This is a genomic window from Desulfurococcaceae archaeon MEX13E-LK6-19 (genome assembly GCA_029637525.1).
In the GTDB taxonomy this organism is placed as follows: Archaea; Thermoproteota; Thermoprotei_A; order Sulfolobales; family Desulfurococcaceae; genus MEX13ELK6-19.
In genome coordinates, this window is the sequence record CP072660.1 from 720,636 (window position 1) to 744,171 (window position 23,536).

The window sequence follows — 23,536 nt, forward strand, 5'->3', positions numbered from 1 at the left end:
TAAGGAGACAGTAATGAGAACCCTTGTTTTGGGTATAGAATCCACTTCTCATACTTTTGGTGTAGGTATAGCTGGGCTTATCGACGGAAAACCCGTTATTCTAGCTAATGAGAAAGCCAGGTATGTCCCAGAGAAAGGAGGTATTCATCCACGCGAAGCAAGTATTCACCATGCACGTGAAGCAGCCAATGTTTTATCGCGTGCACTACAGAAAGCCAACGTGCGAATAAAGGATATCGACGCTATTGCAGTTGCGCTCGGCCCCGGTCTCGGCCCTTGTTTACGTGTTGGCGCCTCTCTGGCTAGATTCCTTGCAACATATTATTCTAAACCACTTGTACCCGTAAACCATGCTGTAGCACATGTAGAAATAGGTAAGCTACTGAATAATCTAAAGGACCCCGTTATAGTCTATGTTTCTGGAGGAAACACTCTCATAGCCATACAGAAGAAGAGAAAATACAGAGTCATAGGGGAAACACTCGACATTCCGCTGGGTAATCTGTTTGACACGTTTACCAGAGAAGTAGGATTAGCCCCACCATACGTTATTGAGGGTAGGCATCAGATTGATATTTGTGCTGAATGGGGCAGCGAGTTTATAGATCTACCATACACTATTAAAGGAAATGATCTATCATTCTCAGGCTTGTTGACAGCTGCTTTAAGGCTAGCGAACAAGTATAAGAATGACAAGAGGATGCTTGGAAACATTTGTTTATCGCTAAGAGAAACAGCCTACAATATACTTGTTGAAGCAGCCGAGAGAGTTGTCGCGCTTACTGGAAAGAAAGAAGTCTTGTTGACGGGAGGTGTTGCAGCAAGCACCCTATTGAATGAGAAACTGGAGCGTATGGCCGAGTATCATGGAGCTAAATTCTATACTGTACCACTTGATTACGCTGGAGACAATGGTGCAATGATCGCGTGGACAGGTGTTCTAGCGTATGTACATGGTATCACTATTGAGCCCAGGAAAGCCTTCGTGAGACAGAGATGGAGAATTGATGAGGTGGAGCTTCCATGGCTTCCGGAGGATTAACGGAGATCGCGAGAGGAGCTGAGGCAGTACTATACAAGACTAAATGGCTTGGCTTCGACGCTATAGTCAAGATAAGACTCCCCAAACCATACAGGCACCCAAAATACGATGAACTATTCAGGTATAGGAGAACATTAATTGAGGCACGCGTCATAGCTTCTCTTAAACAATTAGGACTCAATGTTCCTTCACTATTCTACGTCGACCCCGACAAGAGTATTTTAGTCATAGAATACATTGGTGGTACAAGGCTAAGCAATATAATCAATAGTATTAGCGAAGATGCTTTGAAGAAAATAGCCTATAAACTTGGTCAACAAGTCTGTGTAATGCATAAAAACAATATATACCATGGAGACTTGACTATAGCTAACACTGTTGTCAATAATGATGAAGTCTTCATAATAGACTTTGGTTTGGCTGGGTACAGTACTGATGTAGAAGAGTACGCTATAGACATTCATTTGCTCAGTAGAGGATTATCAGCTCTATCACCCGATAGACACGACTTGTTCATGGAGGAGTTTAAGAAAGGCTATATGGAGCAATGCGGTGCAGAATTTACCGAGAATGTTTTCCAGAGAATGCGCGAGATCAGGTTAAGAGGAAGATACGTTGAAGAGAGGCTTAGGAGGAAGATAGCTCTTGACAAATACATGTAGGGCAAAAATATTCTTTGTGACGAGTAATAAACACAAATTCAATGAAGTGGCTGTTATCGCTGAGAAACTCGGTATATGTCTGGAAATGCTTCCAGGGAAGAAAATAGAGATTCAAAGCAGTAGCTTAATGGATATAGCATTCTATTCTGCTCTCGAAAACTACAAGGAGTTTAGGAAACCTATTCTCGTCGAAGACGCTGGATTGTTTATAGAAGCACTCAACGGGTTCCCAGGTCCATACAGTAGTTACGTATACAAGACTATTGGTGTGAAAGGTATACTCAAGCTAATGGAGGGTATAGAAAACAGGAGAGCCTACTTCTCATCAGCGGTAGTCTTAATCCACGAGCCTTATCTGATAAAATGCGAGGAAAGAGTCTATGGCTATATATCAAATGAGCCTAGAGGCACTGGAGGCTTTGGTTTCGATCCAATATTTGTTCCCGAAGGCGATACAAGAACCTTCGCTGAAATGAGTATCGACGAGAAAAACAAGTATAGCCATAGAGCCAAAGCTGTTTCAAAAGCATTCAATAAACTAATCAGCTTGCTTAAAACTTAAAATACCCTGTGAGATTTGAGAAAATAGGTGCTGTAGACGGCATTACTGGGGAGGTCTAAATGAATAAACGTAGAGAAAAAGGACAATCACACTCAACAAGACCAGCTAGAGCAGGACCACCTAGATGGCTTAAACTAGACATGAGCCCTGAGGACGTAGAGCTTCTAGTAGTAGAGCTAGCCAAGAAAGGGTACACTCCATCAATGATAGGCATCATATTGAGAGACCAGTTTGGAATCCCTCTGGTCAAACAGGTAACAGGTAAAAAACTAACAAAAATCCTTGAAGAACACGGTGTGACGCTACCCGTACCAGAAGACCTATTGTTCCTCATGAAGAAAGCCGTTAACCTCAGGAGACACCTCGAGGAACACCCCAAGGACTTGCATGCCAAGAAGGGTCTACTAGACCTTGAGTCTAAGATACATAGACTAGTCAAATACTACAAGAGAGTAGGTAAACTACCACCAGACTGGAAGTACGACCCCGAGAAAGCAAGACTTCTCGTATCAGGTTTCATGTAAACATATTTCTCTCAACACTCATGGATAGTCAATTATACTGTTTTCCTCTTAGGTAGTTTGTAGAATTAAAACAGGCACTCTCAAGTCTATTACCGCTGCTGATTACTCCTAGACTATTACTTCATTGGATATTATTTGCGGAACGATTATCTGACTTCTTATATTGCTTCTCTGTGGTAGTTATGTTTGGAGGCGGCCAGTGGCTTGTCACTTGATCTCAGTATTGCCAGTAAGGCTTTCGGGGACTTCATGAAGATTGTTAAAGAACATGGTTTTGTAAGGATAATACCCTTATTGACTATAGACAATATTGTTGCTACATCTATTTTAGCCAAGATGTTTATGGAGAACGATGTTGCAGTATCAATATCTCTTAAGCCTGTTGTAGATAAAGATGATCCAACTATCGTGATCGATATTCCTTTCGATAATAATGTATGTGGCGGGTACTGTTTCGAAATATTATACAACGGAGGACTCAAGGATGTTGAAGTAAAGAATGGTAACATTCTCTTGACGCCACATAGTATATCTGCTACAATAGTCAAGATTATTGAAGACTACTGGATTCTGAGTGGCAACGAGAAAGTAATATGTTTACTCGGCGGTATTAACCGTGGAAAAGACTTGTCTAGAGAGGGCTTTGTTAAACTAGAGAAAGCTATTGTTGAAGAACTCTCTAAATCCAACAAGATATTCTATGACGTAGTTGGCTTCAGGTTATGGGGTTGGAAACGTAGGAAGCTATATGAGATACTAACATATACGATTACACCCTTCATACCAGGGCTTACAGGTAAGAAAGAGATCGCGATAGAGTTTGTTAAGAAACTTGGTTTCGAAGACCCAGATAAAGTCCATAGTAGTGATCTTGTTGCTAAAGAGGATGTGCTGAAGAATTTTGCTACAGAACTCATCAAGACAGCTAATGAGAAGAGTAAGAAGAGGCGTAGTCCCCTAGAGTTTATCTCCAGGATATACTTCTTGTCTAGAGGAGCAGACTTCATAGACCTCATGGAGCTTTATGGAGCTGTATTAACCGCCTTCTCTAAGGGAGGAGACTATCTTATAAACAACTTCTTGATCGCACAAGACTCCACGCTTATTGATAGACTCCTCATCTTTTATGAGAAACACATAGATGCTATCAGTAGTGACGTAGCAAACGCTATTGACGGATTATACGAAGACACGAACAATAGAGTTGTTGTTGAGCCCTCTATTGTCTCTCGACCCGAGGTATTTGAGATGGTTCTTAGCGAAATAGGTCTAGTTGATGATACTAAATATGTTGTAGTAAATACTGGAGGAAAATACTACACATCACTCCTTAGTCTTATAAAAACTAAGAAGAAAATAGACTATGAAAGCTTTAATGAAGAACAACTCTTGTACATAGAGTAACGAGTAACCCATTATGTACATATTTGGGGGATGAGTAAATTGTCAAGAGGAAACATTAGAGTAAAACTTGTTTTTTCTGGTGATGAGAAGACTTTGAGAAGTCTGTACGATTCTCTTCATCCAGATAATGTTACTGCCCCGGATTACATGAAAATTGAGGAACAAATTGCTGGGGGCAAGTACGTACTTGTGTTTTCTGGAGATCTCCGTGGGAGAGTTATTGATTCCATTAGGCAGAGTGTTGATGAAGTTCTTTCTCTGGCAAACATGTTTGTTAAATCGCTTAAGAGTGTAGAGAAATAGTTTTTCTTCAATAACATTAATAAGAGAGCCTGGAGATTAGTACTAAAAGCGTTAAATACCTCTGGTGTCTAAGACACCTAGACAAGGTGTTAGATAGTGTCTGCACGGAGAAGAGTAGTAGTCAAGGACAAATGGAAACTGAAGAAGTGGTACCAGGTAATAGCACCTAAGGTGTTCGGAGAAGTAGTATTGGGTACAACACCTGCTGATGACCCGCTTAAGCTTATCGGTAGAGTTATGGAGGTCACTTTATACGATATAACTGGTGACCTAACACAAGTACACATTCACTTGTTCTTCCAAATAATTGATGTCCAAGGAGACAAGGCTATAACAAGATTCAAGGGACATGAGCTCTCTAGAGACTATATGAAGAGCCTTATAAGGAGGAAGAGCAGTAAGATCCAAGGTATATTTGATGTAGAGACTAAGGACGGCTACAAGCTCAGGATAACAGCTGTAACACTCACGAGCTATAGGTGTAAGACAAGCCAGAAGAAAGCCATTAGAAAGATTATGAGAGACATAATTGTCAATGAGTCAAAGCAGATGACATTAGATGAACTAATACAAGCCATGATCTTCGGTAGATTTGCACAAGAAATAGCTGAGGCAGCTAGAAAGATCTATCCAATAAGAAAAGTAGAAATCTACAAGTCTAAGTTACTCGCGATACCAACACCTGAAGGACCTAAGCCTGCAACAGTAGTCTCGCCACTAATGTACAAGAAGTAATTTTTGAAAAACATAGGGTCTCTTTAACAAAATACATTCACTGGTTCCGAGAATTCTATTTTATTATTTCTACCCCAGAATATTACCATTGGCTACTCTAGTTATCTGTGTACTAGAGTGGGTGTATGTATTGGAGAGGAAATACGATATAATATTGATTAAAACAGGGCTTGGCTTCGAGAAAATAGTGGCTGCGCGTATAAAAGAGATTGACAGTGACGCTATCGTTATACCATCGCCAAAGAGATTCAAAGGTCTCGTGCTAGTAAAAGCAGGCTCCCTCGACCCAGAGCTTCTCGTCAAAGAGATTGAGAGGAAAGTTATTGAGGCGGACAAGGTTATCCCTATTGATGCAGTTACTAAGGCTCGACTCGACGAAATGGCTAGAGTAGCTGCAGAAATTGCTCGTAATAAAATAAGTCCCAACGAAACATTTGCTGTCCGTACAACTAGGAGAGGACGCCACGATTTTACAAGTCTCGACGTTAATGTTGTTGTCGGTGATGCTGTTAGGAAAGCTACTGGAGCATCTGTCAACCTAAAGTATCCAGACAAGATAGTTCTTGTAGAGATCATAGGGGATGAGGCTCTGATAAGTATTCTACCTGGTAGTATTGAATGGCATAAAATGACTCCCGAGAAAAAATCGCTGCTCAGATTGTTCAAGAGAATATCTATTGTGCAAATGCCTTATCTCGGCCCTCGTGACGCGATTATAGAGATGGGTAAACGTATTGGCAGGGAGGTACAGAATTTTGAAGTACATGACTTGGTTATAGCGCCGATGGGTCTTGTTGATGGGGAGCAGCTAGCGTTGTTCATAAACTCTGTCATAGAGGGTATAGAGTCTAGGTATGAGATCCAGAAGAGGAGCTACCATCGTAGACCACATAAAGTACCCGTGTACGTCCAGGATATCCACCAAGTTGTTAGAGACCGATGGGATGAAGTCATAATAGTGTTTGAGCCAGAAGGCAAGTATATTGCTGATGTAGCTGATGAGCTCAGTGACCTTATCCTCAAGACGAATAAGCGTGTAAACCTACTGTTTGGATCAAGAGAAGGGATCCCACTGGGAATATACAGGTATGCCGACCTAGTGGTTGATATTGCGCCAGAAATAACGTTGTCAACAGACTACGCAGCATCCGCAGGGCTTATAGCCTTAGCCACTGTTCTATATAATAGGTTGTGAAGTGAAAAACCATGAAGGCTATTCTACTTGTTGCGGGTAAAGGAGAGAGACTAAGACCTATTACGTCTACTAGACCTAAACCTCTCATCCCGATACTTTGTAAACCCCTCATATACTGGCATCTTGACGCTCTGGCCAAGACAAGTGTTGATGAAATCATTGTTGTCGCCAGCTATATGAAGGAAAAAATAGTGAAGGCTGTTGAAGAACACGAGCTTAGCAGGAAGATCACGGTTGTAGACCAAGGCAGAGAACTGGGTACAGGTGACGCAGTTGCGAAAGCTCTGGAAGCCATGGATAGTGATGACGACGTCCTCATAATCTATGGTGATTTATTTCTTGGAGACTGGAGTATATACAAAGACTTGACGAGTCTAGACGGTAATTTTGTTGTAGCTGTAGAGCACAACAACCCCCGTGACTATGGTGTCTTGATAGTCGAGAGAGGTAGAGTCAAGGGTATTGTAGAGAAACCCGAGGAGCCTCCCACTAACCTGGTTAATGCAGGTATATACAAGTTTGATAGCAGGATATTGAAGAAATACATTAGTTCACTAAAACCCTCTCCACGCGGTGAACTAGAATTCACTGATGTCATAACAAACGCTGCTAGAGAAGGTGTCGACATAAAAGTGTATAGTATCGGTAAGACAGAATGGATCGATATAGGTACTCCATGGAATCTTCTTGAAGCAAACAAGATTGCTTTAAACAAGTTCCTCGTAAACGAGATCAAGGGTGTCGTCGAAGACAATGTAACTATAAAGGGGCCTGTATTCATTGGAGAAAATAGTGTAGTAAAACAATTCACTTCAATAGAAGGACCAGCATACATAGATAGAGACGTGGTTATTGGGCCATCGGCTAGGATAAGACCTTACACGACAATATGCAGGAAGTCAAGAGTTGGATTTAGCGTCGAAGTAAAAGAGTCTATACTACTAGAGCATGTTTATGTAAACCACTTGTCATATGTTGGAGACAGTATTATTTGTGAAAACGTTAATTTTGGTGCAGGTACTATCACGGCGAACTTGAGATTCGATGAAAGAGAAGTGAAAATGACGATAAAAGGAAAGCGTGTATCGTCTGGCAGGAGGAAACTAGGTGCAATTGTCGGAGCCAATGTGAGGACCGGGATAAACGTCTCCTTAATGCCTGGAGTGAAAATAGGTGTAAACTCATGGATTGCTCCCGGAGCTATTGTTGACAGGGATGTACCTGATAATGTCTTCTATCGTGTCAGACAAGAATATTATATAGAGTCTTTACCAAGTATTAAACATGAGGAAAAGAAATAGTCTAGGGAAAGAATCTCCATGAGAATGAGTATAGATGAATTCAAGAAGAAATACCCCAATCTCTACAGAGAGCTTACAAGCGATGATTCTATGTCTATGACTTTGTCTGTAGAAAAACCATTTGATGATCCTTGGAGAGGCTATATTCCCGGGCCAATAGACTACTTAAGGAGAGCAAAAACCGTTGAAGAAGCGGTTAGGGTTATCGATTATCTCCTTGAACACAATGAGATCACTGAGGAGGAGGCGAGAGAGTACAAGGAGAAACTGATGAAGGAAGGCTTAGAGGCTTTTGGCCCTAGGAAAGAAAGCGGCTACTACTACAGGAAGGCTGTAGAGTACTGGAGAAAGAAGCTCATTAGCGGTGGGCAGCGGCAGCAACAATCTTGATCACATCATTGTCTTTAAGGACATAGTCCTCACCAACACGTTCACCAGTCCTAGCATTTATTGCGTACAGGAAGGTCTTCCCTAGATCAGTATGTATCATGTACGCTAGTTGCCTGGCAGTAGTCCCTTCTTCAACCAGATAGGCGTCGGGTAAGACGTTTCCCTTGTGGTCGGTGTACTTGTGGTGGTCCTCGACAGGATAAACAGTTATGAGCTTCAAGATCTTGAATACAGCTCTATTCAAGAGTTCTTGTACTCCTGTTGAACCCCATTTGTCTAGGACGTTTTCTTTAACATACCTTAATCCTCTTAATTGGTCTCGTGTAAGTTTCGACTCATCCACTATCTCGAAGCTGTTTTCGCCAGGGATGTATCTTATCAAGTTTTTCTGAGCAGCTTTCTTAAGCACATACTCTGCTATGGCTGATACTGGGACAACAAGTTCTTCCCCGAAAGTCTCCTTAAGCTTCTTGACGTTTTCTTGGGCTGGTGGTAGGTCTATTTTGTTTGCAGCAATTATTATTGGTTTGGCTATCCTCCTCAGTGTTATAGCGAATTCCCTGACGTCACTTGTGCTCCAGGATGATAACTTCTTATCCTCCAAACCTGTTTTACGGATAGCTTCTATGACGTGGTGTCTACGTATTGATAGCCCGGATAGATTCTGTACGAGAAGATCCAGGGGATTCTGTGACGTAATAAAATATCTTGATACCTTGTCCCATACGCGTTGTATAACGCTAGCAAACCATTCGTCAACCTCTTTCTGAATTAAGACAGCTTCTTCTACGGGATCGTAGGTTCCCGGCTGGGCGGGTGTTCCATCGGGTGCTGTCGACCCGCTTGCATCGACAACATGTATTAGGACGTCTGCTTGCCTTAGGTCATCCATGAACTTGTTGCCTAGCCCCTTGCCCTGGCTTGCCCCGGGTATGAGTCCTGCTACATCCATTATTTTTACTGGAATAAACCTCCATCCACTAACACAATAACCTGTTCTGGGATCGCATTTCTGTAGACCTAGTTCCACGTGTACACACTTCTTCTTGACATAGCCTACTCCAACGTTTGGTTTTATTGTAGTGAATGGGTGATTTGCTATCTCTACTGTGGCGAGTGTTAGTGCGGCAAATAACGTTGATTTACCGACATTAGTCTTCCCGATAACACCAACTAGTTTCTCTGGCGGAGGCATGGTTTATCATCTTCTCTCCCGGGGTATCAAAGCTATCTTGTAGCTTCAATCTTTATAAACTACTAGTACTCTATACGTTTTCAACAGCATAGTGGGCGTGCGTAGACTGAGAAGGGGTATCAGGTATGGCCAAGAGTATGTACCACTATATAGCCCAGCTCTGGAAGAGACCCTATGATGGTGTTATGGGCGAGCTTATGAAAAAGAGGATTATCGAGTGGCGTAGACAGCCTGCTATAGTTAGGATCGAGAAGCCAACAAGACTTGATAGAGCTAGAGCACTAGGCTACAAGGCCAAGCAGGGCTTCATAGTTGTTAGAGTACGTGTCAGAAAAGGTGGCAGGAGAAAAGAGAGACCAAACAAGGGACGTAGACCCAAGAGAATGGGTGTATATGGATTCGCTCCAGCTAAGAGTCTGAGACTTATTGCCGAGGAGCGTGCGGCTAGGAAATACCCGAATCTAGAAGTACTAAACAGCTATTACGTCGGCGAGGATGGTCAGTACAAGTGGTTTGAAGTAATTCTCGTAGACCCACACCACCCAGCTATAAAGAACGACCCGGAGATAAACTGGATATGCAGCAAGAGTCATCGTGGACGTGTATTCCGTGGACTAACAAGTGCTGGCAAGAAAATGCGTGGTCTAAGAAAGAGCCGTGGACTAAAGTATACAATCAAGTACAAGTGGAAGAAGAAGCAGAAAGAAAGGAAGCTCAAGAAGAGACACGAGGCTAGCAGAGGAGCTAGGGACTTACTCAGCGCAGTTAGAGCTAAAGAGGAGTATGGCTAAACATATTTTACCTAGGATAAAACCTTGCTTAGAATACACAGAATAGAATTATCGGTTTATTGCCACGCAACCGAGGATTTAGATAAGGTAGTTTCTTCTCTACTAAACCTTATCCCAGAGACCATTAGGGAACGCGTCAAGATAACTAAGCAAAGTGTAAAAGGATACTATGGGAACATCATAACAATTATTAAAGCTGTTGTTTCGGGGAATGATGCTATTGAAACAATGAAGTACATAGCATCGAAAATAAGTGATGTGGAGAAGAGTATTCTCCGTGCAAGTCTTAAGGCAAGATATGACCCGAGAAGCAACAAGATTTTCTTCAGGTTTGATAAGCAGGAGCTGTATCGTGGACGAATAGTTGTATCTGATTCCGACGACATAGTTCATGTAGCGTTGTCATTTAAGGGTAAAGGCGGTATAGATGATGTTGAAAAGCTTCTGAGTGAAATAGGGTTGATATAGTTGAAAGGATTTGTCGACCTATGGGTTGACATAGACCCTGATCTCATTGATAGGGTAGCTGATATTGCCTATACCATGGGGTATACTGTACTATGTATTGAAGACAAAGGATTTAATTGGAGGACAAAGCGCTGGAATAAAGTCCTGGTTGTTAAGAAGAGGACTATTGAAGCAGCCGGCGAGAAGAATCTCAAAGAGAAACTCAGGGGTATAAAGACAGTATACCCAATTGTATCAGTTAAACCTCTTGATGTACAGGCTGCTAGACTAGCTGCTAGGGATGGCAGAGTTGATACCATAGTCTTGGACAAAGATTCTATTGATTACATCGATAAAACCCAGGCATTGATGATGAAGCAGTTTAGAAAAGTTCTAGAAGTTCCCATAAACGTCTTCCTTGAGTCCAATAATAAAATAAGAGCGATGATGTACCGTAGAATACACATGTTCTACTACTATGACGTGCCAGTAGTGTTCTCGAGTCATGCAAGAGACTGGAACCAATTAATTCACCCAAGGTCTCTCGTTGAATTACTACATACCTTGACTGGTATCGAACGAAAACATCTAGTTTACAGTATATCCGGGTTATGTGTAGAACTATTATCGAAGAATGGTGTTAGAGCTTGAATTCCATAATAATACTCTATTTCGCGATGGCATTGTCGCTTGTAGCCCTTGCTTTATCTATTTATGTTGCTTATTTTTATAGAAGAGAGCTTCATTTAATGCGTACACTCTTGAGGAAACGTTTTGGTGAAGCAATAAAGAAACCTGGCAAACTCAGGAAGAGATACATTGTGTTCTCTATCATATCTGAGGACAGGTTTTCTAAGAAAGAAATAGAAGATGCGTTGAAAAAGAAAATCAGTAAGGTATATGGTATCATTGGTGCTGCTAAAGCAGACCCAAAGATAGTATTTTATGATCCATCTATTAGAAAGGGAATAGTGAGAACCAGCCATAGGGAAAAAGAACTTGTCTTAGCTGTATTATCCCTCATTAGGGAGATTAATGGAAAGAAAGTACTTATCATACCCTTGAAGACCACGGGTACAATTAAGAGAGCGAGAAAATACATGTACTCAATAAAAAGAAGTTCGCCATGATTTAAGATGGGAAACGTGTATAAACCTTGTTTTATCTAGATTCTATTGGATGATGAAGCCGCTCCAGAATGAATGGTGAAGAGTTCGCGACGAGCTGAATATAAAGTAGGTAAATCGTGTCTATTGAGAAAGTCTCTTCTCTATGTGTCTGTACAATAAATCTGGAGACACTAGTATTGGCTCGCAGGGTTTTTTCCACGCTATTATAACCGGTTTTATCTTGTTCTCTTCAATCTTATAGTCTATAGTGAATGTTACATCGGCAAGAGATGAAAGTGTTTCTACAAATTTCCCTCCAAGTTTTGGTATAAAGAAGACCACTATTCTTCCTTCAGATTTTAGTCTTAGAAGCCTATTGTATAAGAGCGAGTATAGCCTATCAAGCCCTGTGCCCGAGAATTCCACTATTCTAAAGATAACGTCAAATCCATGTATTACAACTACATCTGGATTAAGTTCTTCAATGATCTTATCCTCTCTGAAGAAAACCTCCTGGAAAGACATAGCTGTGGGATTCAATGTGTGTATACCTGCTATGTACTTCATTAGTTCATCGAGATAGCCGTATTTTTTGAATGTTGATTCAATGATCTTCTTGATCTCTTTATCCGAATATTTGTAGCTCACGATCACTGTCTTTAATTTATTATTTACGATCAGGCTTGCAATTAGACCTCCTGCATGGGTTAGTGGTCTTATATGAGGAGGATATGCTATGACTATTACTGAACCCTTGTATATTGGTCCAAGAGTATCATCCAATGTTGGTAAGCCGAAGTGGAGAGGTTCTTCTATAAGTGGTGGTTTAAGCTCCTTCGGGATCACTGGGAAGAAGAGTCTTATACCTTGTTTTTCTGCTATCTGATAAGGTACTTCGGCTATATCTAGTGGTGCACCACGTATCTTCCTTATTTCGAGGAATCTTATTATCCTTGATGTTATCACTTTATACTTCATTATAAAGACCGCATCCACGGTGAATTCGATTCCAGCTAGCTTCACTTCCTCGGTTCCAAACGGTAGATCTGCTACTAGTATAAGCATTCCCTTGATTAATCTTGGTATGTCGTATACTACTGTCTGTAGAAATGATCTAATCTTGGCTTCATCCTTCATTACTTGGACAAGAGGAGTTATTCCATCAATAATGATTATTTTTGGCTGGAATTTTACTGTGAACTCCATTAGTTGTCTCATGAAGTCGTCGATAGCTTCTTGGCTAGGGATTAATGGAACCTTGATGTATTTGAACAATCCTTTTTCTTCGTACTTGTCGAAATTTAGTCCTAGAGAACGCATTTGTAGTTTAAACCTGTCGGCGTGCTCGAAAAACGATATGTACAGTACTTTTCCTCCCTTAGCACAATTCCTGTACCCTATAGTCGCAGCTAATGTTGTCTTGCCTGCGCCAGGGTATCCTGCAATAAGGATTGTCATACCAGGGCGAAGAGCCTTCTTGAAATACTGATCAAATTCTTTTATTCCAAAAGATATGTTTGACAAAATGCTCTCTCCCTGTTTACTCTCTCTAGGACTTGGTTTCAGATAATTAATTTTCTGGGGTAACACGATAAACAACCCGCATACCAACAGTATAGCTGGCATAGGATTCGCCAACAAGGAAAACTATAGTAAAGAACTAGCTTAGTGGTATGAATCAAAGTCAGTATAAGAAATATAAGGACACAACATACTAGACAATAATACGGTGCGGGGGTGCCCGAGCCTGGTCAAAGGGGGCGGACTTAAGATCCGCTGGCGAAGGCCTGCGTGGGTTCAAATCCCACCCCCCGCACCAGTTTATTAAAACACCTTTTGTCTTTGAGTAAATTAAGTGGAATTCAATAGTAGTGTATCTATAGTGTGATGAAGAGTCCGACCCTTGAGCCCTTCAGCAGGGCCATGATGAATACACTAGAGGCTGATTTTCTTGGTATAAGGTAAGGTTTTTAATAATCCCAACCTCTATACCCTTGTGAGAGTATAGTGTATCTAGTAGTAGTTTTTAGAGGGTGTTTGAAGTGAGTTTTGGTCCTCCTGCAATGGGTTATGATAGGGCTATTACGATATTCTCTCCCGATGGTAGAATCTATCAGGTCGAGTACGCCTTTGAGGCTGTTAGGAGAGGATGGACTACTATTGGATTAAAGAGCAAGGCCGGTGCAGCTGTTGTTGTTGAGAGGCGCAGAATTTCTCCTCTCATAGATTTCTCGGCTATACAGAAAATATTCAAGATCGATGACCATATTGGTGTTAGTTTTGCTGGTATTGCTAGCGACGGCAGGGTTCTCATAGACTATGCAAGAATTATCGCGTTACGTCATAGATTCCTCTACGACGAACCCATATCCGTTGAGTACTTGGCTAAACAGATATGTGATATAAAACAAGCTTATACACAACATGCTGGTGTTAGACCATTTGGTGTAGCAATGATATTCATTGGCGTAGACTTCAAGGGACCACAATTATACATGACTGAGCCTAGTGGTAGGTACATGAGCTATAATGCTGTAGCTCTTGGAGAGAGAAGCCAGGTTGTCACAGAATTTCTTGAGAAGAACTATAAGTATGACTTAGACATGAAGTCTCTCGTAAAACTAGGAGTGCAAGCACTAATAAAAGCCGCTGAAGAAAAACTCACCAGCGAGAACATAGAGATCGGTATTGTCGACGTTGAGACGAAGAAGTTCAGGATATTGACGCCAAAAGAAATAGAAGAATACATGTAACAAATGTTTTTGGTTACTGTATTCATTCCCTGTTCTCCATGTAAGCTAGAAGCTAGTTGATGTGCGCAACATTAACTTAATATGAGCTATGTACTAGAATACTATTATTCTAGAGGAAGAGGTGTAGAATATTGTCCTCCAAGTACGTTATAGCACGATATGAAGCGAGGGGGCATAGATTCGAGATACTCGTGAAACCAGATCTAGCGCTTGCTCTTAGAGAGGGTAAGCAAGTAAATATTGATGACATGCTTGTGGGTGATATAGTCTACAAGGATGCCAAGAAGGGATTGAAAGCATCGCCAGAGGCTCTCCGCCAGGTTTTCGGTACAGAGGACATAAGAAAGATCGCAGAAGAGATCGTGAAGAAAGGCGAGATCCAACTCACAGCTGAACAAAGAAGGAAGATTATCGAGGATAAGAAGAAACAAATCATAAACTTTATTGCAAGGAACGCTATTGACCCAAAGACGAAGCTACCTATTCCCCCCAAGAGAATAGAGCTTGCTATGGAGCAAGCTAGAGTTTCTATTGACCCGTATAGGAGTGTTGAAGTACAAGCACAAGAGATTATATCGAAGATAGCAAGGATAATACCAATCAAAGTAGCCAAGGCTATTCTTGCCGTGAAAATACCTCCACAGTACTCCGGTAGAATATATAAACAGGTATCAGGGTTAGGCGATATTAAGAAGTCCACATGGCTTAGCGATGGCTCACTCTACGTGGAAATAGAGATTCCCGCTGGTATGCAAAAAGAAGTAATTGATAGACTTAATAAGCTGACACACGGTACAGCGAATATAAAGGTGCTTCATGTGGGATGAGTGATGGGTAAAATCTATGTAGCTAATAGACAAATAGTCCGGCCGGGAGACCTTCTCGCTGAAGGAGAGGATGTTGTCGCTGGCGAGTACACCTATAGAGAGGATAACAAGGTATACAGTATGATACTTGGTCTAGCCGAAGTAGATGATGGAAAAGTGTCAGTGATACCTCTTGAAGGAACACCACTACCTAAAGAAGGCGATACTGTTATAGGTCTAATTGTTGGCGTGGGAATAACAAACTGGATTGTTGATATAAAGGGTCCATATAAAGCAGTGCTCAACGCTAATGAGGCTCTGGAATCTTTTAACCCTATAACAGATGACTTAAGAAAGTATCTTGATGTAGGAGACTATATTGTAGCAAAAATAATTCTCTTCGATAGATCAAGAAACCCCATGCTAACCATTAAGGGCAAGGGCCTCGGGAAGATCACTGAAGGCGTTGTAATAGATGTCAAGCCAAGTAGGGTACCTAGGATCATAGGGAAGAAGAGGAACATGATAAACATGTTGACGGAAATGACGGGGTGCACTATAATTATCGGGCAGAACGGAAGAATATGGATAAGATGCCCGGAGAAGAAAATGGAGGACATAGTTATTAGGGCAATACGTAAAATCGAAGCCGAAGCACATATACCTGGTTTAACCGAGCGGGTGAGGATGTTTATAGAAGAGGAGAAGAGGCGTGCTGGATTATGAGTGAGGAGAAACCCAAGCTTATAAGAGAGGATGGTCTCCGCCACGACGGCAGGAGACCTGATGAGCTAAGACCTATTAGAATGGAGGTAGGAGTACTGAAAAACGCTGATGGATCTGCTCTTGTTGAGTTTGGTAAAACAAAAGTAATAGCGGCAGTTTATGGTCCACGTGAAGTATTGCCGAAGCATATATCATTACCTGACAGAGCGATAATTAGATGCAGATACCACATGGCCCCATTCTCCACGATGGATAGGAAAAGCCCTGCCCCAAGTAGAAGAGAGATAGAGTTATCAAAAGTTATCAGGGAAGCACTTGAAGCAGCTATTTTCACAGAATTATACCCCAGGACTTCCATTGACGTATTCATAGAGGTTCTACAAGCCGACGGAGGTACTAGGACAGCTGGTTTAACAGCTGCTTCACTAGCCTTGGCTGACGCCGGTATACCGATGAGGGATCTCGTGGCAGCTGTTGCTGTCGGTAAAGTCGATGGAGTGATAGTTCTTGATATCGATGAAGTTGAGGACGAGTTCGGTGAAGCAGATATGCCTGTTGGCATAATGCCTTCGCTAGGAAAAGTGGTGCTTCTACAGCTAAATGGTGTTCTTACTCCAGAAGAATTCAAGGAGGCTTTCGAGCTTGCCAAGAAAGGTATTGAAGAGATCTATAGGATGCAGAAAGAAGCTCTTGCAAAGAAGTACCTAGAATACCCATCCACGTGATGGAGGTGAGTCCTACATGTCTCTCACACCTACACAACTACCTGTCATACCTAGGCTCAAGAAAGAAACCATATTGTCGCTTATCAGAAACGGTAACAGGATTGATGGAAGAAAACCTGAAGACTATAGGAGTATAAGTGTGCAATTAAATCCTGTACCGAAAGCTGAGGGTTCTGCTCTCGTTAAACTAGGAGACACTATGGTTATGACAGGTGTTAAAATAGAAGTTGGTGAGCCATTCAGAGACAGGCCTAATGAGGGTGTTTTACAGGTTCACGCAGAATTTGTTCCACTGGCATCACCATCGTTTGAGCCTGGTCCACCAGATGAAAACGCTATTGAGACAGCTAGAGTTATTGATAGGAGTTTACGTGAACCCCATGCAATTAATCTTGAGGATCTCGTTATTATCCCTGGTAAGAAAGTATGGATCGTGTTCAATGATATATACCTTCTAGATCACGATGGGAACATTGTTGATGCTAGCATGCTTGCTACAATGCTCGCATTAAACATGGCTAAGTTACCAAAGATAGTTAGTATAGAGGGAGACAACATTGTTGTCGACAAGACAGTTAAAGAAAAACCACTACCATTGAACCTTAATGTCGTCACGGTATCTATAGGATTGATTGAAGGACACTTAATAGTTGACCCATCACTAGAAGAAGAACTTGCACTCGATGCAAAGCTAACTATAGCAGTGGATTCCAAGGGAAGAATTGTTGGTATGCAGAAAACAGGTATGGCCGGGTTTAGAACTAGTGAAATAGACTACGCTATAGACCTGGCGCTTAGGAAGGCAAGAGAATTACACGAGTTTCTAGAGAAAGTATTAAAAAATCCGGAAGAATTTAGTAAACCAATAGCCTAGCGTGTATGGAGGGCAGTACAATGGCTAAGAGAACGAGGGTAGTAGGTATAGCCGGTAGGTATGGCGCTAGATACGGCTCCACATTGAGGAAGAAAGTGAGGGATATCCTCCAGAAGAGATATGCTCCACACATGTGCCCATTCTGTGCGACAAAAGGAACAGTATACAGGATAAGTACCGGTATATGGGCTTGCAGAAAATGCGGTGCGAAATGGGCTGGAGGAGCCTATGTTCCAAGGACAGAGCTAAGCAAATACTTCCCCAAGATCATTGTTAGAAAAGAGTAATTATTTTGAAGGGAATAAACTATTTTGTCTACAACAATCCTCATAACTACTTCTCACCGCCCTAGTTACAGAACACGTAGTTTCATAAAGGATCTCTCATCAGTTCTACCAGGTAGTGTCAAAAGCCATCGAGGCAAAAAGACACTACTACAATTAGCTTTTGAAGCAAAAGCTGTTGGCGCGAAATACATTATTGTAGTCGGTGAAAAGAAAGGCAATCCCAGTTTGCTGAGAATCTATGAGGTATCATCTACTTCAGCAAGAAGTGTTGAGGAGATCATAAAACACTATGCATCAATAATTTTAAGTGGTGTCAGGCTCTCTCGCGAAATACCAGATTCCTCTAGAGCATATAATCCACAGACAATAAACGTTGACCCCATGAACTGTGTTAACGATGAATGTTTTCTATTATCCGATATTCTCCTCAAAATACTTGAACCAAGACTCTCCCCTGAACCCGATATAACTATTGTTCTCGAGGAGAAGAATGGTATACGATTGAAGTTCTTGAATAGACTGGGTAGACTATGTGGCCCGGTATTAAAGGTATCGAGGGTGAAGATTATTGGAAGCCGGTATGAAAATAGAAGTTGATGGAGAAGAGAGGATTCTTAAATCACTCTATGATGCCCTGTACCCCGAGACAACGAATCCTCCATCGCCAGAGTGTCGATCAGATATACGTTTGGAGGAAAAACTTGTGGTTGAAGTATATTGTAGTAGAATAAATCTTTTAAGAGCTGTCGCGAATAGCTATCTCAGCATAATATCCATGATTATAAAGAGTCTAGAGGTACAGGAAAATGGCTGAGCAAAGACAGCTTCCACCTGAGGTACAACAGGCTCTTGTTGAATACGAAAACCTAAGGAATACTTTAGCTAAAGTAGAAGCGGAATTAAGGCTTACAGAGAGCGAGCTCGCTGAAATAGAGGATATACTTGCAAATCTTAAGGAGCTACCTGATGACGTTGAGGTCTACAAGTCAGTAGGACACGTTTTGTTCAGAAAGAAAAAAGAAGACGTTATTAAAGAGCTTGAGGAAAGAAAAGAGCTTCTACAGATCAAACAACAAAAATACAAAAACCAAGTAGAGCTATTAAGGAAGCAAGTCAGTGAAGCAGAGAAGAAGCTTAGAGACCTCTTGGCAAGGTACGGGATAAAGGTTGGCTAAGAAGAAAATAGTAACAATAGGACTTGATTTAAGCAAGATAAGTGATGAAATATTAGAAGAAGTAGCTTCTAGAATAGAAGAGAAAATAAGAAGCCTTTTATCCGAAGCATTATCTATATCGAGGAGCTATGATGCGGATATTGTTGTTGCACTAGAGAATAAGGGTACTCATATAGATGTTTCTATAGATATAGAACTTGGTGGTGAACTAGGAGACATTATTGATTATGATACAGTACTTCAAGGTGTAATTAAGGAGGTAAGTAAGTTTGTTGAACAAGAACTCTTACGTGTCGCTGGCAAGGAGACTAGTAAGGGAGATTCTGGCAGCAAACAAGATACTGATAACGGGGCACAAGAACGCTGATCCGGATGCTCTTGCGGCAGCTTATGTACTTAGGAATTTTATAGAGAGGGAACTTGGTAGAACAGTTATTATCTCTTTTCCAGAAGGGCTAAACGAAGTCTCGAAGAAAATAGTCAATGAGTTAGGTCTCGAGAACATTTATGATCATCTAATAATGTATAAATCGTCAATAAGCGAGTTCTTCGACAAGGTAATAGTAGTTGATACAAGCAGTTTTGAGCAACTAGGTGTTTTCAAGAACATTCTCTCTTCTAAGAATATAGTGGTTGTCGACCATCATTCTGGCGGTGATATGGCCCGCAGGAGCATATTATCTATAATTGATACATACGCTAAATCAACCTCTGAGATCATATACTTGTTGTTAAAAGACTTCTACAAACTAGACAGCATAGAGTCCATGCTATTACTTGCAGGCATAATATATGATACACGTAGATTCCTATTGGCAACACCGAGAACACTTGAAATCGCTGGTAAACTCGTTGGGATAGAGGGTGTTAACTATAAGGCTGTTATAGAGATGCTTCAAACAGAAATGGATATTTCTGAGAGGATAGCTAGGCTCAAAGCTGCTCAACGCCTTGTTTTCCGGAGAATAGGGGATTACATTATAGCGTATACACATGTAAGTGCCTTTGAGGGAAGTGCTGCTAGAGCTATACTTGACTTGGGTGCAGATGTAGCAATCGTTGGATCATCTAATGATGAAACGAGAATTGTCGTACGTATGAAACCCAAGGTTGCAAGAGAGCTGGGGATCAATATTGGGAAGGACATAATGCCTCTGGTTGGAGAGTACCTTGGTGGTGGAGGAGGTGGGCACGATGCAGCAGGCGCGGCTTCAGGTAAAGGAAATCTTGTGAAAGCGCTTCGTTACACTTATAAACTGATCGCTTCATTTATTGAAAAGAAAATTAATGAAACGAAATAGGTTTATAAGTAGAAATTGGTTGTTAGAGTTTTGAGTTGGATGCTTGGGTATAAGCTGATGGGTTGATCGAGTATGGTTAGATACAAGCAAGTAACTGAGATACTTAAGTTAATGAAGAACCTTGACCACGTTAGAAACATAGGTATCACTGCACACGTAGACCACGGTAAAACAACTCTATCAGACTCATTGCTAGCAGCAGCTGGTATTATCTCTGAGAGAATTGCTGGTGAAGCACTGGCTCTAGACTACCTTGATGTCGAGCAGAAAAGAGGTATCACCGTTAAATCAGCTAACATAAGCCTTTACCACGAGTACAAAGGCAAGGCTTACGTCATCAACCTTATCGACACACCTGGTCACGTAGACTTTAGCTCAAGAACAACTAGGAGCTTTAGAGTACTAGACGGCGCTATACTTGTTGTCGATGCTGTAGAGGGAGTTATGACACAGACCGAGATGTACTTGAGGACAGCTCTCGAGGAGCGTGTTAGACCACTCCTATTCATAAACAAAGTGGACCGTTTAATCAAGGAGCTCAAGCTAAGCCCCTCTGAGATACAGCAGAGATTCGTACAGATAATCAAGGAGGTTAATGCTCTCATCCAGATGTATGCTGACAAGGAGTTCAAATCAAAATGGCTTCTTGACCCAGCTAAAGGTATGGTTGCTTTTGGCAGCGCTAAGGACAGGTGGGGCTTCACTGTCCCGATGGCACAAGCCAGGGGTATAAAGTTCAGTGACATTGTTGCAGCCTATAGCAAGGGATCCAAAGAGGCTATTGAAGAAGTACAGAAAATGGCTCCACTGCATGAAGCAATACTAGACATGGTAGTAAAGTTCGTGCCTAACCCCAAGGAGGCGCAGAAATACAGAATACCAAAGATATGGAGAGGAGACCTCAACTCAGAAATAGGTAAGGCAATGCTTGAGGCAGACCCCAACGGGCCTCTCGTAATGCTTATCAACGACATCAGAGTCGACCCACACGCTGGACTCGTCGCTACTGGTAGAGTATTCTCCGGTACACTAAGACCTGGTGAGGAAGTATGGCTTGTTAACGCTAGAGACAAGAAGAAGATACTACAGGTAAGCCTCTATATGGGTCCATACCGTGAGCTTGCAGACGAAATAGTTGCCGGTAACATTGCCGCAGTTCTAGGCCTTGATAAAGCCAGAGCCGGAGAAACCGTAGTAGCTGTAGACTTCAAGGACACAATGGTTCCATTCGAGAGACTAAGATACCTCAGTGAACCAGTAGTAACAGTCGCTATCGAGCCAAAGAACCCAAGAGACCTGCCGAAACTCATTGATGCTCTACACAAACTAAGCATTGAAGACCCGAGTCTCGTAGTCAAGATAAACGAGGAGACAGGCGAATACCTCCTCAGCGGTATGGGCACGCTCCACATCGAGATTGCTTTGACGTTCCTCAAAGAGAGATTCGGTCTAGAGGTAGATGTATCACCACCAATCATAGTATACCGTGAGAGTATCCGTGCAAAGAGCCAGATATTCGAGGGCAAGTCTCCGAACAAGCACAACAAGCTATACATACATGTTGAGCCTCTTGACGAGAAGACTATTGAGCTCATACACCAGGGCATTATAACGGAGGACATGGACCCAAGGGAGAGAGCTAAGATACTTAGAGACGAAGCAGGATGGAGCTATGATGAAGCCAGGAGGATATGGGCTATTGACGAGAACATAAACGTCTTCGTGGACTTGACAACAGGTGTACAGCACCTACGTGAAGTAAAGGACACCATTATACAAGGATTCAGACTAGCTATGAGAGAAGGACCTCTAGCCATGGAGCCTGTTAGAGGAGTAAAAGTAGTACTACATGATGCAATCATACACGAAGACCCAGCACACAGAGGACCCGGCCAGATCTATCCAGCAGTGAGGAACGCTATCTACGCTGGTATGTTGACAGCTAAACCAACACTACTAGAGCCTATACAGAAACTTGACATAAGGGCACCAATGGAGTACATGGGTAACATAACATCGGTTCTCTCTAAGAGAAGAGGTAAGATACTACAAGTACTACAACAAGGACCCACTGTGAGGATTATTGCAGAGATACCCGTAGCAGAGACATTTGACTTAGCAGAAGCACTACGTGGAGCAACAGCTGGTAAAGCACTCTGGGGTCAGGAGTTCAGTAGATGGGCACCAGTACCAGACTCAATGCTGTTGGATATAGTGAAGAAGATTAGAGAGAGGAAAGGACTGAAACCAGAACCACCGAAGCCAGAAGACTTCATTGGATTCTAAAGGTTTTCTATAAACAGTTTTTCCAAAGTCTTTACCTCATTGTATATTCCCTCTAAATCCATTGGCCCTGAAGCTGACGCCATTGAAATAATGTAGTTTAGTCTAAGGATACCTGGCTCAATAGATACTATTACGCTTCTCCTCTTTCTCGAATAATTATTTGTCGGAAGAATACTACCCTTCTTCTCAAGGAAAACTATGGTATCTCCCAGTCTTTTCTTCTCTCTGTACCCAAGATTGCTTGTCATATGCTCTACTATTCTTTCTAGAGACTCCTCATTAATACTTGGCAGGGTGATTACACACTCATGTTTATTTAGAGACTTTGTTCTACAAACAATGTTGTCTCCAGTAATAATATCACTATACTCCTTCGCCTTACTTAGTGGAATAGAGTAGAGTACAGCGATACCTATACCCACGAGAACTAGGCCTGTTATTGATACATAGGGAATTGGTTCGACAAATGTTAATCTAGTTATATTCATTGTATAGGATACACTGACATCATTGTCCCCGTTATTTATCAGTAATAAACAGTAGTCTTGGGTAGTGTTTATTACCGTAGAATATACTCCTTGTGGTGCTGAGATGTTGCTATAGCTTTTCTTGGCTAGAACATCATATACGGTATCAGCCGGCGTAAAAGCTAGTCCTATACTATTATTCGTGTTTACAACAATAGTAATGTTGTCTCCCTCAACTAGGGGTAAACAGGACCTATAATATCTCTCCGGTGGTATAGTATGTTCTTCACTGTACTCGAATGTCTGAGGCTCCTCGCGCGCTATAAGAGTATAGGATAAAGCTATCAAGAGCACACCAATGAATATCAGTATTATCCCCAAGTTTCTCCTATCCATAAACATGCTACCTCACTTGGCTAAGACTTTGAAATACCTGGTCGCTAAAGGATTATTCACTCTACTTATCATAAAGCTTA

General features: G+C 41.7%; 29 protein-coding genes and 1 tRNA gene. 27 read left to right on the plus strand and 3 right to left on the minus strand.

All coding sequences use genetic code 11. The features are described 5' to 3' along the window. Positions 1-13: 13 nt before the first annotated feature. The 10 genes from kae1 to J4526_04155 all read left to right on the plus strand — a co-directional run bounded on the left by kae1 (position 14) and on the right by J4526_04155 (position 8,118). Entirely contained in the window at positions 14-1,042 is a 1,029-nt protein-coding gene (kae1, locus tag J4526_04110) for a N(6)-L-threonylcarbamoyladenine synthase Kae1 (GenBank protein ID WFO76035.1), read from the plus strand. Next, positions 1,024-1,704: a Kae1-associated kinase Bud32 gene (locus J4526_04115; GenBank protein WFO76036.1), complete on the plus strand. Its 681-nt coding sequence runs from the start codon at positions 1,024-1,026 to the stop codon at positions 1,702-1,704. Before kae1 ends, J4526_04115 begins: the two co-directional genes overlap by 19 nt. Before the next feature lie 16 nt (positions 1,705-1,720). After that, entirely contained in the window at positions 1,721-2,266 is a 546-nt protein-coding gene (locus J4526_04120; protein ID WFO76318.1) for an XTP/dITP diphosphatase, read from the plus strand. 59 nt (positions 2,267-2,325) lie between these two features. Then, positions 2,326-2,790, plus strand: coding sequence for a 30S ribosomal protein S15 (locus J4526_04125; GenBank protein WFO76037.1), 465 nt, complete (start codon positions 2,326-2,328; stop codon positions 2,788-2,790). 186 nt (positions 2,791-2,976) lie between these two features. Next, on the plus strand, positions 2,977-4,194 hold the full coding sequence (locus tag J4526_04130; protein WFO76038.1) for a hypothetical protein: 1,218 nt from the start codon (positions 2,977-2,979) through the stop codon (positions 4,192-4,194). 39 nt (positions 4,195-4,233) lie between these two features. Then, positions 4,234-4,497, plus strand: coding sequence for a hypothetical protein (locus J4526_04135; GenBank protein WFO76039.1), 264 nt, complete (start codon positions 4,234-4,236; stop codon positions 4,495-4,497). Positions 4,498-4,593: 96 nt separating this feature from the next. Then, positions 4,594-5,232 (plus strand): 30S ribosomal protein S3ae, encoded by a 639-nt coding sequence (locus J4526_04140; GenBank protein WFO76040.1) that lies wholly within the window; start codon positions 4,594-4,596, stop codon positions 5,230-5,232. 157 nt (positions 5,233-5,389) lie between these two features. Next, the gene (locus tag J4526_04145; protein ID WFO76319.1) at positions 5,390-6,427 is read left to right on the plus strand and encodes an SPOUT family RNA methylase; all 1,038 of its coding nucleotides are present in this window, start codon (positions 5,390-5,392) and stop codon (positions 6,425-6,427) included. 11 nt (positions 6,428-6,438) lie between these two features. Next, a complete protein-coding gene (locus tag J4526_04150) occupies positions 6,439-7,728 on the plus strand; it encodes an NTP transferase domain-containing protein (GenBank protein ID WFO76041.1) in 1,290 nt (429 codons plus the stop codon). Between the two features lie 18 nt (positions 7,729-7,746). Further along, complete coding sequence (locus tag J4526_04155; GenBank protein WFO76042.1) at positions 7,747-8,118, plus strand: DUF2095 family protein; 372 nt, start codon at positions 7,747-7,749, stop codon at positions 8,116-8,118. Here J4526_04155 and J4526_04160 read toward each other — a convergent pair. Then, entirely contained in the window at positions 8,087-9,313 is a 1,227-nt protein-coding gene (locus J4526_04160; GenBank protein ID WFO76043.1) for a redox-regulated ATPase YchF, read from the minus strand. The genes J4526_04155 and J4526_04160 overlap by 32 nt on opposite strands. Positions 9,314-9,438: 125 nt before the next feature. Between J4526_04160 and J4526_04165 the strand changes: the two genes are divergently transcribed. Genes J4526_04165 through J4526_04180 form a run of 4 tightly spaced genes read left to right on the plus strand, consistent with a single transcriptional unit; the run spans position 9,439 to position 11,681 of the window. Next, positions 9,439-10,104, plus strand: coding sequence for a 50S ribosomal protein L15e (locus J4526_04165; protein WFO76044.1), 666 nt, complete (start codon positions 9,439-9,441; stop codon positions 10,102-10,104). A 24-nt stretch (positions 10,105-10,128) separates the two neighbouring features. Continuing rightward, positions 10,129-10,572, plus strand: coding sequence for an exosome protein (locus tag J4526_04170; GenBank protein ID WFO76045.1), 444 nt, complete (start codon positions 10,129-10,131; stop codon positions 10,570-10,572). After that, positions 10,573-11,202 carry an RNase P subunit p30 gene (locus J4526_04175; GenBank protein WFO76046.1) on the plus strand — a complete coding sequence of 210 codons (630 nt, stop codon included), beginning with the start codon at positions 10,573-10,575 and terminating at the stop codon, positions 11,200-11,202. Next, positions 11,199-11,681 carry a ribonuclease P gene (locus J4526_04180; protein ID WFO76047.1) on the plus strand — a complete coding sequence of 161 codons (483 nt, stop codon included), beginning with the start codon at positions 11,199-11,201 and terminating at the stop codon, positions 11,679-11,681. Before J4526_04175 ends, J4526_04180 begins: the two co-directional genes overlap by 4 nt. Before the next feature lie 120 nt (positions 11,682-11,801). Here the strand turns inward: J4526_04180 and J4526_04185 are convergent, their stop codons facing one another. Then, a complete protein-coding gene (locus J4526_04185) occupies positions 11,802-13,184 on the minus strand; it encodes an AAA family ATPase (GenBank protein ID WFO76048.1) in 1,383 nt (460 codons plus the stop codon). A 207-nt stretch (positions 13,185-13,391) separates the two neighbouring features. Here J4526_04185 and J4526_04190 point away from each other — a divergent pair. From J4526_04190 to J4526_04250, 13 genes are all read left to right on the plus strand, one after another. Next, positions 13,392-13,479 (plus strand) — tRNA-Leu (locus J4526_04190). Positions 13,480-13,723: 244 nt separating this feature from the next. Continuing rightward, entirely contained in the window at positions 13,724-14,413 is a 690-nt protein-coding gene (gene psmA / locus J4526_04195; protein ID WFO76320.1) for an archaeal proteasome endopeptidase complex subunit alpha, read from the plus strand. Between the two features lie 131 nt (positions 14,414-14,544). Further along, positions 14,545-15,240, plus strand: coding sequence for a ribosome assembly factor SBDS (locus J4526_04200; protein WFO76049.1), 696 nt, complete (start codon positions 14,545-14,547; stop codon positions 15,238-15,240). 3 nt (positions 15,241-15,243) lie between these two features. After that, complete coding sequence (locus J4526_04205; protein ID WFO76050.1) at positions 15,244-15,945, plus strand: RNA-binding protein; 702 nt, start codon at positions 15,244-15,246, stop codon at positions 15,943-15,945. Then, positions 15,942-16,670 carry an exosome complex exonuclease Rrp41 gene (locus J4526_04210; GenBank protein WFO76051.1) on the plus strand — a complete coding sequence of 243 codons (729 nt, stop codon included), beginning with the start codon at positions 15,942-15,944 and terminating at the stop codon, positions 16,668-16,670. Before J4526_04205 ends, J4526_04210 begins: the two co-directional genes overlap by 4 nt. Positions 16,671-16,686: 16 nt before the next feature. Beyond that, entirely contained in the window at positions 16,687-17,544 is an 858-nt protein-coding gene (locus J4526_04215) for an exosome complex protein Rrp42 (protein WFO76052.1), read from the plus strand. A gap of 20 nt (positions 17,545-17,564) precedes the next feature. After that, complete coding sequence (locus J4526_04220) at positions 17,565-17,831, plus strand: 50S ribosomal protein L37ae (GenBank protein ID WFO76053.1); 267 nt, start codon at positions 17,565-17,567, stop codon at positions 17,829-17,831. A 36-nt stretch (positions 17,832-17,867) separates the two neighbouring features. Next, on the plus strand, positions 17,868-18,428 hold the full coding sequence (locus J4526_04225) for a ribosomal biogenesis protein (GenBank protein ID WFO76321.1): 561 nt from the start codon (positions 17,868-17,870) through the stop codon (positions 18,426-18,428). Further along, on the plus strand, positions 18,400-18,645 hold the full coding sequence (locus J4526_04230; protein ID WFO76054.1) for a hypothetical protein: 246 nt from the start codon (positions 18,400-18,402) through the stop codon (positions 18,643-18,645). The genes J4526_04225 and J4526_04230 overlap by 29 nt, the downstream gene beginning before the upstream one ends. Then, the gene (locus tag J4526_04235) at positions 18,638-19,006 is read left to right on the plus strand and encodes a prefoldin subunit beta (protein ID WFO76055.1); all 369 of its coding nucleotides are present in this window, start codon (positions 18,638-18,640) and stop codon (positions 19,004-19,006) included. Before J4526_04230 ends, J4526_04235 begins: the two co-directional genes overlap by 8 nt. After that, positions 18,999-19,373: a hypothetical protein gene (locus J4526_04240; GenBank protein ID WFO76056.1), complete on the plus strand. Its 375-nt coding sequence runs from the start codon at positions 18,999-19,001 to the stop codon at positions 19,371-19,373. Before J4526_04235 ends, J4526_04240 begins: the two co-directional genes overlap by 8 nt. Beyond that, the gene (locus J4526_04245) at positions 19,279-20,307 is read left to right on the plus strand and encodes a DHH family phosphoesterase (GenBank protein WFO76057.1); all 1,029 of its coding nucleotides are present in this window, start codon (positions 19,279-19,281) and stop codon (positions 20,305-20,307) included. Before J4526_04240 ends, J4526_04245 begins: the two co-directional genes overlap by 95 nt. 72 nt (positions 20,308-20,379) lie before the next feature. Next, a complete protein-coding gene (locus tag J4526_04250; GenBank protein ID WFO76058.1) occupies positions 20,380-22,593 on the plus strand; it encodes an elongation factor EF-2 in 2,214 nt (737 codons plus the stop codon). Here the strand turns inward: J4526_04250 and J4526_04255 are convergent. Next, the gene (locus tag J4526_04255) at positions 22,590-23,456 is read right to left on the minus strand and encodes a hypothetical protein (protein ID WFO76059.1); all 867 of its coding nucleotides are present in this window, start codon (positions 23,454-23,456) and stop codon (positions 22,590-22,592) included. The two genes, J4526_04250 and J4526_04255, sit on opposite strands and share 4 nt — an antisense overlap. Between the last annotated feature and the right edge of the window lie 80 nt (positions 23,457-23,536).

What these genes read in the sequence shown, in the direction of transcription:
- J4526_04255 (WFO76059.1), bottom strand. Translation starts at nt 23,456, where the DNA reads ATGGATAGGAGAAACTTGGGGATAATACTGATATTCATTGGTGTGCTC.
- J4526_04235 (WFO76055.1), top strand. Translation starts at nt 18,638, where the DNA reads ATGGCTGAGCAAAGACAGCTTCCACCTGAGGTACAACAGGCTCTTGTT.
- J4526_04210 (WFO76051.1), top strand. Translation starts at nt 15,942, where the DNA reads ATGAGTGAGGAGAAACCCAAGCTTATAAGAGAGGATGGTCTCCGCCAC.
- J4526_04125 (WFO76037.1), top strand. Translation starts at nt 2,326, where the DNA reads ATGAATAAACGTAGAGAAAAAGGACAATCACACTCAACAAGACCAGCT.
- J4526_04250 (WFO76058.1), top strand. Translation starts at nt 20,380, where the DNA reads ATGGTTAGATACAAGCAAGTAACTGAGATACTTAAGTTAATGAAGAAC.
- J4526_04155 (WFO76042.1), top strand. Translation starts at nt 7,747, where the DNA reads ATGAGAATGAGTATAGATGAATTCAAGAAGAAATACCCCAATCTCTAC.
- J4526_04205 (WFO76050.1), top strand. Translation starts at nt 15,244, where the DNA reads ATGGGTAAAATCTATGTAGCTAATAGACAAATAGTCCGGCCGGGAGAC.
- J4526_04160 (WFO76043.1), bottom strand. Translation starts at nt 9,313, where the DNA reads ATGCCTCCGCCAGAGAAACTAGTTGGTGTTATCGGGAAGACTAATGTC.
- J4526_04115 (WFO76036.1), top strand. Translation starts at nt 1,024, where the DNA reads ATGGCTTCCGGAGGATTAACGGAGATCGCGAGAGGAGCTGAGGCAGTA.
- J4526_04165 (WFO76044.1), top strand. Translation starts at nt 9,439, where the DNA reads ATGGCCAAGAGTATGTACCACTATATAGCCCAGCTCTGGAAGAGACCC.
- kae1 (WFO76035.1), top strand. Translation starts at nt 14, where the DNA reads ATGAGAACCCTTGTTTTGGGTATAGAATCCACTTCTCATACTTTTGGT.
- psmA (WFO76320.1), top strand. Translation starts at nt 13,724, where the DNA reads ATGGGTTATGATAGGGCTATTACGATATTCTCTCCCGATGGTAGAATC.
- J4526_04220 (WFO76053.1), top strand. Translation starts at nt 17,565, where the DNA reads ATGGCTAAGAGAACGAGGGTAGTAGGTATAGCCGGTAGGTATGGCGCT.
- J4526_04150 (WFO76041.1), top strand. Translation starts at nt 6,439, where the DNA reads ATGAAGGCTATTCTACTTGTTGCGGGTAAAGGAGAGAGACTAAGACCT.
- J4526_04215 (WFO76052.1), top strand. Translation starts at nt 16,687, where the DNA reads ATGTCTCTCACACCTACACAACTACCTGTCATACCTAGGCTCAAGAAA.